The 17,040-nt window shown below is 70.0% G+C and carries 12 protein-coding genes; 2 read left to right on the top strand and 10 right to left on the bottom strand.

Going from position 1 to position 17,040, the window contains the following annotated elements:
* Nucleotides 1-13: 13 nt before the first annotated feature.
* The 8 genes from ACZ3ZE_RS06015 to ACZ3ZE_RS05980 all read right to left on the bottom strand — a co-directional run bounded on the left by ACZ3ZE_RS06015 (nucleotide 14) and on the right by ACZ3ZE_RS05980 (nucleotide 10,040).
* A complete protein-coding gene (locus ACZ3ZE_RS06015) occupies nucleotides 14-1,789 on the bottom strand; it encodes a cation:proton antiporter (protein ID WP_467257592.1) in 1,776 nt (591 codons plus the stop codon).
* A gap of 45 nt (nucleotides 1,790-1,834) precedes the next feature.
* Nucleotides 1,835-2,893: a cytochrome d ubiquinol oxidase subunit II gene (locus ACZ3ZE_RS06010; RefSeq protein WP_361171169.1), complete on the bottom strand. Its 1,059-nt coding sequence runs from the start codon at nucleotides 2,891-2,893 to the stop codon at nucleotides 1,835-1,837.
* Entirely contained in the window at nucleotides 2,890-4,365 is a 1,476-nt protein-coding gene (locus tag ACZ3ZE_RS06005; protein ID WP_361625646.1) for a cytochrome ubiquinol oxidase subunit I, read from the bottom strand. The genes ACZ3ZE_RS06010 and ACZ3ZE_RS06005 overlap by 4 nt, the downstream gene beginning before the upstream one ends.
* A gap of 36 nt (nucleotides 4,366-4,401) precedes the next feature.
* Nucleotides 4,402-5,241, bottom strand: coding sequence for an SDR family oxidoreductase (locus tag ACZ3ZE_RS06000; RefSeq protein WP_361171175.1), 840 nt, complete (start codon nucleotides 5,239-5,241; stop codon nucleotides 4,402-4,404).
* 162 nt (nucleotides 5,242-5,403) lie between these two features.
* On the bottom strand, nucleotides 5,404-6,996 hold the full coding sequence (locus tag ACZ3ZE_RS05995) for a GMC family oxidoreductase (RefSeq protein ID WP_361171178.1): 1,593 nt from the start codon (nucleotides 6,994-6,996) through the stop codon (nucleotides 5,404-5,406).
* Between the two features lie 135 nt (nucleotides 6,997-7,131).
* Nucleotides 7,132-8,091, bottom strand: coding sequence for a cyclase family protein (locus tag ACZ3ZE_RS05990; RefSeq protein ID WP_442304522.1), 960 nt, complete (start codon nucleotides 8,089-8,091; stop codon nucleotides 7,132-7,134).
* Nucleotides 8,088-9,608, bottom strand: coding sequence for a gluconokinase, GntK/IdnK-type (locus tag ACZ3ZE_RS05985; protein ID WP_363293148.1), 1,521 nt, complete (start codon nucleotides 9,606-9,608; stop codon nucleotides 8,088-8,090). Before ACZ3ZE_RS05985 ends, ACZ3ZE_RS05990 begins: the two co-directional genes overlap by 4 nt.
* An 18-nt stretch (nucleotides 9,609-9,626) precedes the next feature.
* Nucleotides 9,627-10,040, bottom strand: a complete 414-nt coding sequence (locus tag ACZ3ZE_RS05980; RefSeq protein WP_361171183.1) for a DUF7144 family membrane protein — start codon at nucleotides 10,038-10,040, stop codon at nucleotides 9,627-9,629.
* A gap of 331 nt (nucleotides 10,041-10,371) precedes the next feature.
* Here ACZ3ZE_RS05980 and ACZ3ZE_RS05975 point away from each other — a divergent pair, with 331 nt between their 5' ends.
* Both ACZ3ZE_RS05975 and ACZ3ZE_RS05970 read left to right on the top strand, forming a co-directional pair.
* Nucleotides 10,372-14,106 (top strand): S8 family peptidase, encoded by a 3,735-nt coding sequence (locus tag ACZ3ZE_RS05975; RefSeq protein ID WP_467257589.1) that lies wholly within the window; start codon nucleotides 10,372-10,374, stop codon nucleotides 14,104-14,106.
* A gap of 137 nt (nucleotides 14,107-14,243) precedes the next feature.
* Nucleotides 14,244-15,242, top strand: coding sequence for a helix-turn-helix domain-containing protein (locus ACZ3ZE_RS05970; RefSeq protein WP_361625631.1), 999 nt, complete (start codon nucleotides 14,244-14,246; stop codon nucleotides 15,240-15,242).
* Nucleotides 15,243-15,337: 95 nt separating this feature from the next.
* On the opposite strand, the gene ACZ3ZE_RS05965 is transcribed toward ACZ3ZE_RS05970, so the two are convergent.
* Both ACZ3ZE_RS05965 and ACZ3ZE_RS05960 read right to left on the bottom strand, forming a co-directional pair.
* Nucleotides 15,338-16,024: a hypothetical protein gene (locus tag ACZ3ZE_RS05965; protein WP_361625628.1), complete on the bottom strand. Its 687-nt coding sequence runs from the start codon at nucleotides 16,022-16,024 to the stop codon at nucleotides 15,338-15,340.
* Between the two features lie 234 nt (nucleotides 16,025-16,258).
* Nucleotides 16,259-16,903 (bottom strand): GAP family protein, encoded by a 645-nt coding sequence (locus tag ACZ3ZE_RS05960; protein WP_361625625.1) that lies wholly within the window; start codon nucleotides 16,901-16,903, stop codon nucleotides 16,259-16,261.
* Nucleotides 16,904-17,040 lie beyond the last annotated feature (137 nt).

Raw genomic sequence — 17,040 nt, 5'->3', positions numbered from 1 at the left:
CGGTCCGCGAGGTTCAATGCCCGCCGGTCATGAGGACGGAACCGAGGAGAACGACGGTGTCGCCCTCCTGCGGGACGGTCTCCTGCCGCTCGGTGATCGGGTCCAGCCGCTGGTCGGCCCGCACCACGAAGAGAGCGTCGTGCTCCTGCGGCAGCGGGTCGGAGGCCGGCTGCACCACGAACCGGGCACCCCGTTCGTAGCGCTCCGCCAGGACGTGACGGACGAGGGAACGGCCGAAGAGGATCTCGCCGCCGGTGTAGGGGGCGACCACTCCATGGCTGTCGTGCGGGGGCCCGACCCGGTAGACCGGCCCCTCGACGTTGTCCTGCATCACGACCGAGGCGAGCGCGTTGAAGTCGTCGTCATCGGTGGCCAGGAACACGGCCGTCACTCCCTCGAGCCGCGCCCCGGGGTTGATGGCCGTGGCCAGCAGATCGCCCTTGGCCAGGTCGAGCCCCGCTTCCTTGATCAGTTCGCGCTCCTCGTCGAGCCCCGCCCACATCAGCACGTCCAATCCCGCAGACCGCAGGGCTCGTCCCAGGTCGACCACCCACGGCTCCCCGCCCACCAGGAGGATGCGCGTGCCCGCCGGTTTGACGACGCCCAGCCGTCTGGCCATGGGTGCGGCCGTCAGCGAGTAGAGCAGGACGGTTCCCACGATCACCAGGAACGTGACGGGAAGGATCCTCGCGGCCCCGCTCTCCCCTCGTTGGACCAAGCTGGCGGAGAAGGTAGATGCCGTGGCCGCCGCGACGATGCCGCGCGGGTCCATCCATCCGATGAAGGCCCGCTCCCCCCGGGTCAGACCCGAGCGCGCCGTCGCGACGAAGGCCACGAGCGGCCGCACCACCAGGACGAGGATCGCGATGAGGGCGAGCGCGGGAAGGAGCACCGGCACCAGGGATGCCGGCGTGACGGTGGAGGAGATGGAGACGAAGAGCAGCCCGATGATCAGCTGGACCAGGGTCTCGAAGAAGGGACGCCGAGCCGGCATGTCGAAGCCTCGGATGTTGGCGACGGCCAGGCCCGTGACGATCGCGGCGATGAGCCCCGTGTCGTCCCGCACGATGTCGCAGCCCGCGGATACGGCGATCACGGTCGCGAGTTGAGCCAGCGTACCGAGGGTCTCGCCGAGCCGAAGGGTCCGCAGAGTGAACCACAGCAGCGCGGTTCCCACGATCCCGCCGACCATCCCCACGGCCATGCTGAGGGCGAACTGACCCAGCTGGTATCCCCGGCCGATGTCGACCCGGTGCGTCGAGGCGATGGCGTGGAAGGTGAGCGCGCCGAGGATGCCGCCGATCGGGTCGGTCAGCGTCCCCTCCCAGATCAGGATGCGTCGCACCTTGTCGGTCGGCCGCACGAAGTCGAGCAGCGGACCCACGACGGTGGGACCCGAGACGACGAGGATCACGCCGAGCATCGCGGCCACGCGCAGCGGCATGTCGAACATCGCCGGTGCCACCGCCGCGATGACGAGGAACGTCAGCAGCACGCCGTACAGGAGCAGCCGTCCCACGATCCCGCGGGTGCGGCCGGTGAGCTTGCGCAGGTCGAGCCCCAGGCCGGCGTCGTAGAGGATCACCGCGACGGACAGCGACACCAGGTCGGAGAAGGCCGGCCCCAGCAACTCGTCCGGATTGACGACGTCCGTGATCGCGCCGGCGGCGAACCCGACCGGTAGCAGGATGATCAGGGCCGGGACGCGCAGCTTGCTCGCCAGGATCTGCGAGCCGGTGGCGAGCACCACCGTCAGGGCGAGTCCGAGAAGGATCTCGTCTTCGGTCACAGCGGCTTCCTTCTTCGGATTCCAGGCGCGAGGGGGACCGGATGGTCAGCCGCTTGGTGCCGCGCCCTCACCGTCCGTGCCGCTTCCTCTGCGCAGCTCGGAGTCGGTGAGCTCTTCCAGTTCTTTGTGGGTGTCCAGCCAGTAGAGGAAGACGACGGCCGGCACGACGAGCACCAGGGCCACCAGGGTGACGATCGCCAGCCACGTCAGGGTGGCGGGTGCGCCGGCGGCGTCGGCCACGGTCAGCGAGGTGGGGACGAGGTAAGGGCGCTGCGCCATGCCCCAGGCGATGACGGCGGACGCGACGACGCCGACCGCCGTGACGCGCACCCACGTGCCCGGCGTCCGCAGGAGCAGCCAGGCTGTCGCGAGCGCTGCCACCCCGGCCACGACGACGAAGAGCAGCCCCAGGCCGTGGGTGAGTCCGTGCCAGACGTAGGGGGAGTCCTCGTGGGTGACGAAGCCGGTGATCACTGACAGGACGGTGAGCGCGCCGAGCGTGCTCAGCGCCCGCCGCCTGAAGTAGCCGACCAGATCAGGCGCATCGAAGCGGCGGGCGTCGCCCGTGAGGAAGACCGCGCCGAGGAAGGCGCTGGTCGCGATGGCGACCAGCCCGAACATGATGGAGGTGGGGTTGGACCAGGCGTCCGCCGAGGCCGCGGTACCGGGCGCCACCCGTCCCGACGCGACCCCGCCGACGGCGGCACCGAGGAAGAACGGCGTGACGACCGAGGCCACGGCGAACACGGCACCGTACAGCCGCCGGCCCGCGAGCCGCCGGGACGGCTTGCGGAACGCGAAGCCGGCGCCGCGCAGCACCAGGCCCATGGCGGCCAGCGCCAGGGGGAGCCACATCGCGGAGAACACGGTCTGGAACAGGATGGGGAAGCCGGTCCACATGATGACGAGAACGAAGATCAGCCAGACGTTGTTGACCTCCCACACGGGGGCCATGGCGTGGTCGATGAGCCACCGGGGCCGTCGGCCGCGCTCCGTTCCCCCCGCTGTCAGATCCCAGAAGCCTGCCCCGTAGTCCGTGCCGCCCGCGCAGGCGTACGCGGCCACGGCGAGGAGCAGTACCACGGCGATGAGGTCGGCGGTCACGGGCGGCCGTCCTCTGCCCGGGCGCCGCCGGCGGCGGAGATGTCACTCGCGGGGACGGGGGCCCGCGGCCCGTAGGGGGTGTCCGCCTCCGGCGTGTGGGGTGGCCCGCCGGCAGCCCGTTCCTCGTCGGCGAGGCGCCAGCGCGTGCGCATCTTGAGCAGGATGACGAGGAACGAGCCGAAGAGGAACACGTACACGACCATCACCACGCCGAGCATGATCCAGAGACTGGTGGAGCGGGTCGACGTCACAGCCTCCGCGACCCGCATGTTCTGGTAGACGATCCAGGGCTGACGGCCCACCTCGGTGGCGATCCAACCCGACTCGACGGCCACGACGGAGGCGACGCCCGCGCAGGCAGCCGGGCCGTAGAACCACTTCGAGGCGGGAAGTCGACGGTGCCGCAGCCAGACCAGGCCGTACCAGAGGGCGAGCAGCACCAGGGCGGACCCGATCAGGACCATGATGTCGAAGGCCCAGTGGGCGATGGTCGCCTGAGTGGCCGTCGGCCGCTGGTCCGCCGGGACGGAGGTCAGTCCCACCACCTCGGTGTCCGCGCTGAATCCGGCCAGGAACGAGTCGAGCAGCGGGATCTTGATGCCGCCCTTGACGCTCCCGTCCTCCTGCAGGCGCCCGAAGAGGTACTCCGGCACACGGGTGTCGGTCTTCCAGACGATCTCCATCGCGGCGAACTTCACCGGCTGCTTGTGGAACACCGACCGGGCGATGGAGTCGCCCAGGACGAACTGCACCGGCGTGGCCACCGCGGCGACCGTGAACGGAACGGCGAATCCGAGCCGGTGGTAGTGGTCCCGGCGGCCGCGCAGCCAGCCCACGGCGTAGACACCGGACACCACGAAGCCCGCCGTGAGAATCATCCCCACGACGAAGTGCCAGTACTGCGGCCCGAACATCGGCGTGAAGATCGCTTTCCAGACGTTCACGTCGACCGGGGTGCCGTCGGAGTCGAGGGAGAAGCCCTGCGGCGTGTTCATCCAGGAGTTGGCGGCCAGGATGCCGAACGCTCCGAGCAGCGCGGCGGCCGGGAGCGGCAGCGCGAGCAGGAAGTGCGTCCGGGGCTTCAGCCGCCGCCATCCGTACAGATAGATGGCGATGAGCACCGCCTCCAGGAAGAACGCCCAGGCCTCGACGCCGAATCCGATGCCGAAGACATCACCCCACCTGCCCATCATGCCGGGCCAGAGCAGGCCGAACTCGAAGGAGAGCACGGTGCCGGTGACGATGCCGACCGCGAACTGCACCGCCATGACGGCCGACCAGCGCCGCGCCAGGAGCAGGGCGGTGGCGTCCTTGCGGCGCAGCCCACGGTAGTGCATGACAAGGGTGATGAAGGGGAAGGCCACGCCCAGCGGCACCAGGATGATGTGGGACGCCAGAGTGAAGGCCATGAGCTCCCGGGCCGGCAGCAGTTGGGCCGGGGCATCCGCCAGCAGGTGGAACGAGGTGGGCATACGTGCCTTTGCTTCTCGTGACGTCCGGGAACAGAGTCAGCCGCCGGTGGCGAAGCCCGGGAAGAGGGTCATTCCGCCGTCGACGTACAAGGTGGTCCCCACGACGTAATCCATGAGGTCGGAGGCGAGTGCGACCACGGCGTTCGCGATGTCCTCGGGGTCGCCGATCCGGTCGTACGGGATCAGCCTCAGCAGGTCCTCCCGGGCCTCGGCCGTCTCCCAGGCAGCGCGGTTGATCGGCGTCTTGATCGCCCCCGGGGCGACCGCGTTCACCCGGATCTTCTCCGGTGCGAGCTCCTGGGCCAGGGTCTGCATCATCATCTGCACACCGCCCTTGGAGGACGCGTAGTTGACGTGGCCCGACCACGGGATGATCTGGTGCACGGAACTCATGCAGATGATCTTCCCGGCGGCGCGGGACACCTCGGAGACGACGCCGCGGCGCCGGAATTCCTTGGCCGCCTCCCGGGCGCACAGGAACTGACCGGTGAGATTGACGTCGATGACCTTCTGCCACTGGGCGAGTGTCATGTCGGTGAGCCGGGCGTCCCGCTGCAGTCCCGCGTTGGCCACCAGGATGTCGATGGTCCCGAACTCCTCGACCATCCGGTCCATCATGGCCGTGACCTGGTCCTCCTGGGACACGTCGGCCTCGTAGGCTGCCGCGCGCACCCCGAACGAGGCGATCTCCTTGACCACTTCCTCGGCCGCGTCACGGCCGGCCACGTAGTTCACGACCACTTCGGCGCCGGCACGGCCCAGGCCGATGGCCGTGGCCTTGCCGATGCCCGAATTGGCCCCGGTGACCAGGGCCTTCTGACCCTGCAGCAGACGTGCGGGGATCACACCCTGCGGTGTATCCACGGTGGAACCCATGTTGCCCTGCCTCCTCGCTGCGCGACTGCGCCCCGCCCGGCTGCTGCCGGGCGGGCCTGGAGGTCACGCAATCACCGACCGCGGCGGGCGGCCTGGGGGGAGAACCGCCGTTGGGCCGTTGGGCCGACCATCTACGCCCGATCGGCCCAACGGCTCCTGGTCTCAGCCCAGCCGAGCCAAGAGGTGGTCTCCGACCCGGAGGGCATTGGCGATGGCCGTCAAGGACGGGTTGACCGCGCCGATGCTCGGGAAGAAGCTCGTGTCGACGACGTACAGGTTGTCGAGGTCGTGGGCTTTGCAGTTGACGTCCAGCGCGGAGACGGCGGGGTCGGTGCCGAAGCGGACGGTGCCCGCCTGGTGCGCCGTCGCACCGATCGGCATGCCCTTGTGCAGATAGATGCTGTGGGACAGCAGGTGGTGCTCGTGCATGCCCAGGTGGCCGAGCATGCCCTGCAGCTTGTGCTGCAGCCGCTTCAGGCCTTCGACGTTGTTCTTCTCGTCGAGAGCGAGGTGGATGCGGGCGTCACCGTCGAGGGTGACCCGGTTGTCGGCAAGCGGCAGGTCCTCGCCGCACAGCCAGAAGTCGACGGCGTGGTGCGCCAGCACCTCGAACGGCATGTCCGGTGTGACCGCACCGGCCCACCGAGGCGCCTCGCCGTGGATCTGCTCGGCGTCCGACTTGCCCAGCATCTGGATGCCGCCCAGCGGGAAGTCCCAGTCGTCCGCCCCGAAATACCAGTCGTGCAGGGCCAGGGTCTTCTGGAACTGGGTGTCGTTGGGCTCCTTCGACACCGCCATCAGGGCCAGGTTGTTGTGCCGCATGTAGAAGCGGCCGACCACGTCGGAGCTGTTCGCGAGACCGTTGGGATGGTGCTCGTTCGCCGAGGCCAGGAGCAGCGCGGCGGAATTGACGGCTCCGCAGGAGACGACGACCACGTCCGCCGTGAACCGGACCTCCGAGCCGTCGGGCAGCCGGCCGACGACCGCGCTGACAGTGCGTCCGCTCGCATCGGTCTCCAGGCGGACCACCTGCGTGTCCGTGACCATCTCGACGTCGGGATGCCGCAGGGCCGGCTCCACGCAGATGACCTCGGCGTCCGACTTGCCGCGTACCAGACACGGAAAGCCGTCCACCCGGTTGCACCGGATGCAGACACTGGAGTGGGTGGCCCGCCCCCCTTTCCCCTGGCTCAGATTGACGCCGATCGGTAGATGGAAGGGGTGCAGACCACGCTTCTCGAGGTCGTCGCTCAGCTGCTGGATGCGCGGCTCGTGCTCCACGGGCGGATGGGCGTACTGGGCGCTCGCCTTGCCCTCGGTCGGATCCTCGCCGTGCCGTCCGTGCACGAGGTAGAGGTGCTCGGCCTGCGTGTAGTACGGCTCCAGATCCTCGTACCGGATCGGCCAGGCGGGGGAGAGACCGCCGTGGTGACGGAGCTCGCCGAAGTCCTCCGGTCGCAGGCGGAAGAGGGCGGCGCCGTAGAACTTGGTGTTTCCGCCGACGTAGTAGTTGACCTCGGGCGGGAACTCGCTGCCGTGCTTGTCCAGCCAGAACTCCGGCGCCCTGTACTTGCCCTTGACGAACACGGCCGTCGAGTCCCAGTTGTCCCGCTCGCGCGGCAGGTAGTCGCCGCGTTCGACGAGGAGTACGCGTTTGCCGGACGGCGCGAGCCGATGGGCGAGGGTGCCACCGCCGGCGCCGGTACCGATGATGATGACGTCGTAATGAGGGGCGTCGCCCACGGCGACCACCATCCTTGCGATCATGGCCCGGGACTGGCGTCGGGCCCGTTTTCCCGCTGTGCGGGGCCGAGCGTCCCACCCGTTCGAACGTATCCGCCCTCCCCCTGAACGGCGACCGGAGCGCTGATCGCCGCCCGGCCCCGTCGGTCACAGCACCGCGATGGGGTTCACCGGCGAGCCGGTGGCTCCGGGCAGCCGCAAGGGGGCGACCGCACACAGGAAACTCCATCGCCCCGCCTGCGCGCAGACCGGGGTCAGGTCCTCGAACTGCAGGTAGTCCATCAGATGGATGCCCATGGCATGGACGGCCAGGACATGCACGGGGAAGGAGACGCCCTGCACCGCGCTGGGTGCGGTGTCGTTGTTGCCGTCGCCGCCCAGGACAGCGACCTTCCGCTCGGCCAGGTACCCCAGGGCGGTCGGATGGAGGCCTGCCCGAGCCGTCGCCGCGTTCCACGGTCCGAGTTCCGTACGACGGAGGCGATGCCCCACCCGTACGAACAGCAGGTCTCCCGGTCCGACGCGAACCCCTTGCGCGGCCTCGGCGGCCGACAGATCGTCCGACGTCACCTGGTCGCCCGGCTCCAGCCAGGGCACGCCACGCAGCCGCGGGATGTCCAGCAGCACGCCCCGACCGACGATGCCGTCCGCGGCCAGGTCCACGGAGAGCGCACGGGCACCCTCGGGCGTCACGCTGCTCGCGGGCACCCCGCCGTACAGCTCCCCGTCGAACACCACGTGGCAGAGCGCGTCGAGATGGCTGTCCGCGTCCCCGTGCACGTTCATGGCGAAGCGGTCGGTGGCGAAGTGCAGCCCCTCCGCGCCGAGGTCGTCCGGAGCAGGGCCGGTCATCCTGTGCACCGCGGGCTCGGGGTCGTCGGGGCCCGGCACGGTCTCGATCGGAGCGGCCAGCGACACCGTGCGTCCGAGGCGGACCTCCGCGACGGCGGCCACGATCCGCTCGGGCGTCACATGGCGGAGTGCGCCGGGCCGACCGCCCTCCGCCGATCGCGCCGCTCCGCGCCGCAGCCGCTCGTAGAGCGCCCGGAACTCGTGCGCGGGCATACCGGGATCGGGCACGGCCGCGGGCCGAGCGGTCGGGGTCATGGCGGCCCCCAGGGGCTGAGGCCCCACCGGAGCACATGCGTGGCGCCCGGCTCGAGCACGGTGAGATCCGTGCCGCTGCGAAAGGCGTCCGGGGGACAGGACATGGCCTCCACGGCGACACCACGCCGCCGCCTCTCGGGTTCCGCCAGAGTGTCCCCCGTGTACACCTGTACGTACCGGGTGCCTTCGCCGAGCCACAGATCGACACCCCGCAGCCCGGAAGGGTGTGCCAGGCGCACGACGGCCCGGCCGTCGGGGCCGCGGTCGAGTCCGGTGAAGGCCGTGTCCAGTCGCAGATCGCCGATGGGGCGGGCGGTGCGGAGGTCGTACGCGGTGCCGTCGACCGGCTCCTGGCCGATCGGCAGCCCCCGGTCGTCGGTGCGGATCAGGTACCGGGCGGGGACCGTCAGGAGCGCGGTGTCGACGAGGTCGGTGCCGACGGTCAGATAGGGGTGCTGCCCCACTCCGTAAGGTGCCGGCCCCGTACCGGCGTTGGTGGCGAAGACGGCGGTCTCGAGCCCGTCGGGGCCGAGGCGGTACTCCGCGCAGACCTCCAGGAGGAAGGGATATCCCGGCTGAGGGCAGAGTGTCGTGCCGACCCGGACCGCGTCGTCGGTACGGGCCAGCAGCTTCCACAGGGACCAGCGAAGCAGCCCGTGGATCGCGTTGTCCCTCTCCGGTTCGGTCAGGGGGAGTTGGTGGTCCTGGTCGCCGAAGCGGTAGCGTCCGCCGCCCACGCGGTTCGGCCAGGGCGCGAGCAGCTGCCCCCGCCCGCCCGTGATGGCGGACCCAGCGGAGAACCCGTCGAGCAGCGGTCGGCCGTTCACCGCGTAGTCGCGCAGGGCGCCGCCCAGCTGGACCACTGTCACACTCTGCTCTCCGTGGACCAGCCGCCACGACGCGCCTGTCGGGCCGGGGGACGCATCGCGCACAACGGTGTGGACGGCCTGCTCCGTGACAGATCCGGCCGGCGGCCTACCGGAGTCGGCTTCCCGGCGCATCAGCGAGAGCACCGATGCGACGACGGCCTCCGGAGGCTGATCGATCTCCACCACCAACGGGTGTTCGTCAGGCTCAGGCTCCTGCAGATCCTCGAGCTGGGTCCCCAACAGGTCCGCCGGGAAGAAGTGACCGTGCCGCTCGGCGAGCCGGGAGCCCAGCAGCTCGCGCGAGCCGTGCAGGTACACCAGAAGAACTTCGGGGCGCCCTGCCAGCAGCCTGTCCCGGTAGGCACGCTTGAGCGCGGAGCAGGTGACGACGGCCTGCCGACCAGCCGCGATCGCCCCGTCCATCCACTCCCCGATCGCGTCGAGCCACGGCTCCCGGTCGTCGTCCGTGAGGGCATGGCCGGCCGCCATCTTGGCGCGGTCGGCCTCGGAGTGGAACTCGTCCGCATCCCGGTACGCCCAGCCCAGTCGATCGGCGAGGAGCCGCCCCACCGTCGACTTGCCCGACCCGGCGACGCCGACGACGAGCACCAGCTGCGGAGGTTCCCCTGTCGCTGTTTCGTGTGCCATGGGTGTCGGTCCCGGCCGTCAGTGCTTCATCGGCCGTGGCGCGACGCACAACCCCCAGATGACGAGGGCGTCGATGGCGATGAGCACCAGGGCCCACCACGGGGTGTAAGGGAGCCACATGAAGTTGGCGATCATGCTGAGACCGGCCAGCCCCACGCCGACGACCCTGGCCCATGTGGCGCCTGTGAACAGGGCGGCGCCGGTGAGTCCGATCAGAATGCCCAGGATGAGGTGGATCCAGCCCCAGCCGGTGAGGTTGAGCTCGTAGACGTAGTTGCGCGTGGCCAGGAACACGTCGTCCTTGGCGATGGCTGAAATGCCTCCGAGTAGCATCAGGATGCCGTTGACGATCATGATGACGGCGGCAAACACCAGCCAACCGCTGCTGTGCGTGTCCGCTTGCCGACCGGGTGAGCTCGTGTGGGTCGTCATGCCAGGCTCCTCCATGTCGTCCGGCCGGTCCGCCGAGACGTCTCCGTCCGGTGGAACGCATACATCCCATCTGACCCCCGCCGTCCTCCGGGCGCACGTCGGCAAGGCGAGAAGACCGGTGGCACCGCGCCCTCTCCGGCATGGCTGGAAGCCCGCCTTCGGATGTCAGCGGCATGTCAGCAGCATGGGGGTGGCACCGCAGGACGCCCACCGGGGCTCGTCATGTTCCGTCCGGGATCGCACGATTCACGGCTGGCAAGCCTTTGCCATGGCGAGGACTTGCCGTCGTGAGGCCTTCACGACGGCGTTCACCGGTCGATAGACCCATGGCATGTACTCCCCCTCTCATGCTTCCGCCCTCCGGCGCAGGCGCTGGCGGCTGATCTCGGTTGCCACCGCGGTGCCGCTGCTGGCGTCGGGGCTTGCGGTCCTGCAAGCACCCGCACAAGCCACTCCGAGCAAGCCCACCGTTCCCGCCAAGCCCTCGGCGACCCACAAGGTCACCCTGGTCACCGGCGACGTCGTCACCGTCACCGCGACGGCCGACGGCAAGCAGATCGCCGAGGTCGACCGGCCCGACAGCGCCGTCGGCGGCGTGAAGCTGCAGGAGATCAAGGGTGACCTCTTCGTCATCCCGGACGAGGCGGCGCCGCTGCTGGGCGCGGACAAGCTGGACCGACGGCTGTTCAACGTCACCGACCTGATCGAGATGGGCTACGACGATGTCAAGTCGGCCGCCGTACCTCTGATCGCGACGTACACCCAGCCGAAGTCCCGCGCGGCCGTCGAGCCCACGGCCCCCCGGGGCAGCAAGCTGACCCGCAAGCTCAAGGGCATCGGAGGTGCCGCACTCGACACCGAGAAGCGCCAGGCCCGCACCTTCTGGAACACCGTCGCGCCGCAGGGCAGCACGAAGCTGAGCGCGGGCGTGGCGAAGCTGTGGCTCGACGGCCGCGTGAAGGCCAGTCTGAAGGAGAGCGTGCCGCTGATCGGCGCACCCGAGGCCTGGGCGGCCGGCTACAACGGCAAGGGCGTCAAGGTCGCCGTGCTCGACACCGGCATCGACGTCAACCACCCCGACTTCGCCGGCCTGATCGACGGCACGACGAGCTTTGTGCCGGGTGAGGCCGTCACCGATGTCAACGGGCATGGCACGCATGTGGCCGGCACGATCGTCGGCTCGGGCGCCGCCTCCGGGGGTGAGAACAAGGGCGTCGCGCCCGGGGCCGACCTCTATGTCGGCAAGGTGCTCGGCGGCGCGGAGGGCTACGGTCAGGACTCCTGGGTCATGGCCGGTATGCAGTGGGCCGCCGAGTCCGGCGCGGACGTCGTCAACATGAGTCTCGGCGACTCGTACCCGACGGACGGCAGCGACCCGATGTCGCAGCTGGTCGACGCGCTCTCCGCGCAGTACGGCACGCTGTTCGTCATAGCCGCCGGCAACGCGGGCCCGGAGAGCATCTCCGCCCCGGGAGCAGCCGCCTCGGCGCTGACCGTGGCCGCCACGGACAAGCAGGACCGGCTCGCGTCCTTCTCCAGTACCGGCCCGCTGGCCTACTCCGGCGGCATGAAGCCGGACATCGCGGCGCCCGGCGTGGACATCACCGCGGCCCGCTCGCAGGAGATGACCGGTGGTGGTGAGGGCCTCTACCGCACCCTCAGCGGCACCTCGATGGCCACCCCGCACGTGGTCGGTGCGGCGGCGATCCTGTCCCAGCAGCACCCGGACTGGACCGGCGCGCAGCTCAAGGAACACCTGATGAGCACCGCCAAGGGCCTGGACGGCGGGTACTCGCCGTACGAGGTCGGCACCGGCCGTCTCGACGTGGCCGCCGCCGTGCGCACCACGGTCCGCGGCACCGGATCGCTCTTCTTCGGCAACTACACATGGCCGCACGAGCCGAGCGACGGCGCCGTCACCAAGGACCTGACCTTCACCAACACCGGCTCCGCCGACGTCACGCTGAACCTGGCACTGACCGACGGCGGCGGCCCGTTCATGCTGGGAGCCACCAAGGTCACCGTCCCGGCGGGCGGCACCGCTGCCGTCCCGGTGACCGGTGATCCGCAGGCCGCCTCGGCCGGCCGGCACGTCGGCTACGTGACAGCGACCGACGCGGCCACCGGGCAGCCGGTGACCCACACGTCCGTGGCGTTGCTCAAGGAGGAGGAGCGCTACGACCTGAACATCAAGCTGGTCGGACGGGACGGCAAGCCCGGCGCCGGCTGGGTCACGATCAACCTGGCCGGCGACTTCTGGCCGTGGCAGGTCTACGTCGACGGCTCGACCACCCTGCGCATGGCACCCGGCCTGTACACCGTCGCGGGGTACCTCGACGTGGCCGGCGAGAAGGCGGACCGCTCGGGTCTGGCCGTGCTGGTCGACCCGGAGACCGTGCTCAAGGACGGCGCCGCGGACGTGGTGCTCGACGCGAGCAAGGCACGGTTGCTGCAGACCGAGGCGCCGCAGCGCACCGAGGACCGCCAGCGCAAGGTCGACTTCAACGTCCACTACAAGGACCTGGACCCGTTCATGGACTACCGCAGCGCGTACGTGCTGCCGCCGACGTACGACGACGTCTACGTCGCGCCGACGGAGTCGATGGAGCAGGGCGAGTTCATGCTGACCACCCGTTGGCGCAAGGGCGAGCCGCAGCTCAGCCTGAGCGCGATGGGCGGTCGACTCCGCTTCGAGGCACTGGTGCAGGCGGGCAGTGCCCTGGGCACGGCCACGGACACGCTGGACGCCGTCTACGCGGGCAACGGTGCGACGGCCGCATACGAGCAGGTCAAGGCCAAGGGCAAGGTCGTCGTCATCGAGCGCAGCGACGAGGTCTCCCCCCAGGAGCGCACCGAGGCCGCGATCGCGGCCGGTGCGAAGGCGCTGATCGTGGTCAACGACGGTGTCGGTCCCCTGATGGAGTACGTCGGCGAGTCGCCCATCCCGGTCGCCACCGTGCACCGCGACGCGGGCAAGGCCCTCGTCTCGACGGCCAAGGCCGGCATCTTCAAGCTGACCGTGAAGCAGACCGAGTACACGCCGTTCGTCTACGACCTCACCCGGGAGTACCCCGGCCGGGTTCCGGACCGTGCCCTGGTCTACAAGCCGTCCAAGGACGACCTCGCCCGGATCGACGCCCGCTACTACTCGGCCACGGCCGGCCGGCCGGCGGAAGGCTACCGGTCCGACTTCACCCTCAGCCCGTCGTTCAACTTCCCCGAACGCGAGTGGCACCCGGGCACCCGCACCGAATGGGTGACTCCGGGCCAGGTCTGGAGAGAGTTCCATGCGCAGGGCGTCGACGGCGACCTGCCGTGGGTGATGGTGTCGGGCGACAACACGTACACCAAGGGCAGCACCACCCGACTGGACTGGTTCGCTCCGGTGACCAGGCCCGGCCAGAGCGAGTCGTTCGGCGTGTACAACTCCCGCTGGCAGAACTACATGACCTGGAACGTGCAGGCGTGGGCATCCTCCAGCGACGCCATGCGGCTGGGCGGCTTCCTGCAGTGGGGTGAGACGCCGACCCACCTGCAGGTCTTCCAGGGCGACACACTCATCCACGACAACCCGAACAGCACGGACATGCAGTGGGTGGAGGTTCCGGCGGGCAACCTGCCCTACCGCGCCGTCCTCGACGCGGAGCGGCCCGGTGACGTCTTCCGGCTGTCGACGCGCACCCACACCGAATGGACCTTCATGTCGGACACCGTCGATTCGGACTTCTTCGAGCCGTTCCCGGTGCTGAACCTGAACTACAAACTGGAGTCGGACCTGCACGGCGACGTCAAGGCCAACGCGACCCAGCAGCTCGCGCTCAAGCCGGTGTCGATGGGCCGAGGCACCGTGCCGGGCACCGTCACCACGGTGAAGCTGGACGTCTCGTACGACGACGGCGCCACCTGGCAGAAGGTGACCGTGACCAAGGGCGCCGACGGCTACTGGACGGGTTCGTTCAGGACGGTCAGGAGGCCCGGCGGCTTCCTCTCGGTCCGCGCGAGCGCCGAGACAGACAGCGGCTTCAGCGTCAGGAACGAGATCATCCGGGCGTACGGCCTGCGATGAACCGCACTGCGGGGCCCCGGGGAGGCGACTCCCCGGGGCCCTTCCCCTCGCACCTGCTCCCATCAGGGACTATTCACGGTCTGCCGCCATGGCGCATACTCTCCCCGCTGCGGCAAGCGGAGGAGAGTCGGTCGCCGATGTTGGATGTTCTGGGCCTCGGACCCGATGACGAGCGCGTCTACCGGGCGCTGCTCGGACGCCCGAACTCCACCGCGATCCTGCTGTCCGACCAGCTCGACCTGCCGCACGCCCACGTCGACAAGGCCTTGTCCCGCCTGGTCGAGTGGGGACTCGTGACCAGGTCGGCGGACGAGCAATTCACCGCCGCACCGCCGGCCATGGCGCTCGGCGCTCTCATCAGCCAGCGCCGGGACGGGCTACGGATGGCCGAGCACGCCCTGGTGACCTTCGCCGAGGAACACCGGGCGGCGATGACCGGGAGCAGCATCAGCGATCTCATCGAGGTCGTCACGGGCGTCGACGCCATCCGCCATCGCTTCCTCCAGGTACAGCAGGCAGCCCGTACGCAGGTCCGCTCCTTCATCACCGCACCGTTCGTCGCCCTGCCGCCCGACGAGAACACGGCCGAACCCATGGCCATCGGCCGCGGCGTGCAGTTCCGGGCGGTACTGGACCGGGCCGTACTGGCAGAGCCGGGCATCCTCGACGACGCGATCGATTCCCTGCGCAAGGGGGTGCAACTGCGTGTCGCCGACCAGCTGCCGATGAAGCTCGTGCTGGCCGACGCCGACCTCGGCCTTGTCCCGCTCGCGGTCACACCGGACGGGGAGCCCGGCGCCGCGCTGCTGCACCGCAGCGGACTGCTGGACGCGCTGGACGCTCTGTTCGAGACGGTATGGCGCACGGCCGACCCGCTCGCACTGTCGGCCACGGTCGGAGCATCCGAACCCACCGTCGAGGTCGGTCCGCAAGGCCCGACGGAGCTCGACCGCAGGATCCTCGCGCTGCTCCTGGCCGGCCTCACGGACTTGGCGACCGCGACACAACTCGGTCTGTCACCGCGCACGCTCCACCGGCGCCTGCGTCATCTCATGGACCTGGCCGGTGTCCGGACCCGGATGCAGCTCGGCGCCTGCGCGGTACGAAACGGCTGGGCGGAGCCCCTTCGAACGTGACCGGCAGGCGACGGCGCCGCCCCGCTGGGCGCGCGGGGCGCGCACCGTGGGAGCTGTCTGGCCTTCGCCGTTGTCCCGGCCAGCTCGTCAGCTCGTCAGGCGAGGACGTTGACGGCGCGGGCGACCACGAGCCCGAGAATGAGCAGGGAGACGAGGGACTGAACGCCCATGGTGATCTTGGCCCAGGGTGCCAGAGGCATGACGTCGGTGGGGCTGAAGGCGGTGGCGTTGGTGAGCGCGAGGTAGAGGTAGTCGATGTAGCGGGGCCGCCAGTCGGCGCTGCTCAGCCGGGGATCGAGCTGTTGGGGGAAGGCGAGCGCGGGGGTGGAGGGCATGCGGTGGGCGCGGGAGGCGGGCCCACCGCTGTCGAGTTCGAAGTACAGCAGGGAGAAGGCGAGGACGGTGCAGGCCCACACCGTGCCGCCGGTCTGCAACAGGCTGGTGGCGGAGCTGGTCTCCTTCCCGGCATGGAGGATGTCATCGACCAGTTGCACGGTCGACCAGACGGCGCTGAGGGCCAGAACTCCCACCAGGGCGATCGACATGCTCCGCAGGGCGGCCGTGCGCCGGTCGATCCGGCCCGGGTCGCCGGCGATGAGCGCCAGCAGCAGCAGTCCCTCGATCGTAGGAAGAACCCAGCGAGGTGCCAGACGGAGGTCGTCGGGGAGCAGGAGGGTCAGCACCATGGCGGTGACGACGGCCGCCGCCATCGGCCATCGCGGCTCGCCGAAGGACTCGTCCGGTCGCGGGCTCTCGGTTGGCTCGGGGGTGCGTCCGGTCACGATGGCGCCCTTACGGTCGAGTGTGGAGTGAATGGCACTGTCCTGCCCTCGGAAGGTATATCCGGCCGACGGGCGGGCAGCGGATCTCACGCGCGGTGCGAGACACAGCCGGACCCGAGCACGACTGGCTCCCGGCACCCGCAGGCGACTTCAACGTCTTCCTGCGCTACCGGCCCGAACAGCGCGCCCTCACCGGCGACCGGCCCCCGTCGGCCGACGCACCGGCTGCCTGTGTCAGGCGACGAGCTCGTAGATGCTCCGGGCCGTCAGCCACAGGCCGATCAGCAAGGAGAGCGTGACTACCAGCTGCTCCTGGTGCTGCTCCAGCCAGCTCCGCAGGGCGTTCAAGCGGGCGTTCGCGACCGCGGGCACCCAGACCGCGTACATCTCCATGACGATGAGGCTGAGTGTGGCCAGCAGGCAGTAGCCGGTTAGTACGAGCCAGTCGGCGAGGGTGGCGAGGTTCGAGTCGACGGCCGTGGCGGCGCCGGCGCCGACCAGCCCCCAGGGCTGCAGCAGCCACGCCAGACCGGCGGCCGTGACCAGGGACGCGTTGTCGATCCGGGCGGCCCAGCGTGGCGGGCCGTGCGGGCGAGGCGGACGGCGGTGCCGGTACGTGCCGAACATCACCAGTGCCACGCCGATGGCGAGTTTCGCGGCGATCGCGGCGGTCGAGGGCGCGCTGTGACGGGCCGGGGGCTGACCGCCGGTCAGCAGCACCACGAGGGCGATCACCGTGATCAGGTTGGCCAGCCACGACAACAAGAACGCCAGGCCCTGACGAATGCCGCGCCGCGAGGAGAGCAACAGGATGAAAGCGCTGTTGTGCAAAGGCCCGAGGGTGATGGCCGTACCGATCACAATCAGGTCGAGGGCCATCCGACCAGTCGCTCCTGGGGCTCGGGGCTGTTCGCCACGCATGGACAGAGGGCCGGCCGGCAGGGGGTGAGGCGTTGCTGCAGCACCGGATTCCGACTCTGGAGGCGGCTGCCCGGCAGGTCAAGCAGGCCACGCCG

This window comes from Streptomyces sp. NPDC023157 (assembly GCF_055560575.1).
Note: the sequence above shows the minus strand (reverse complement) of the source record. Positions and strands in the feature narration are given on the sequence as shown.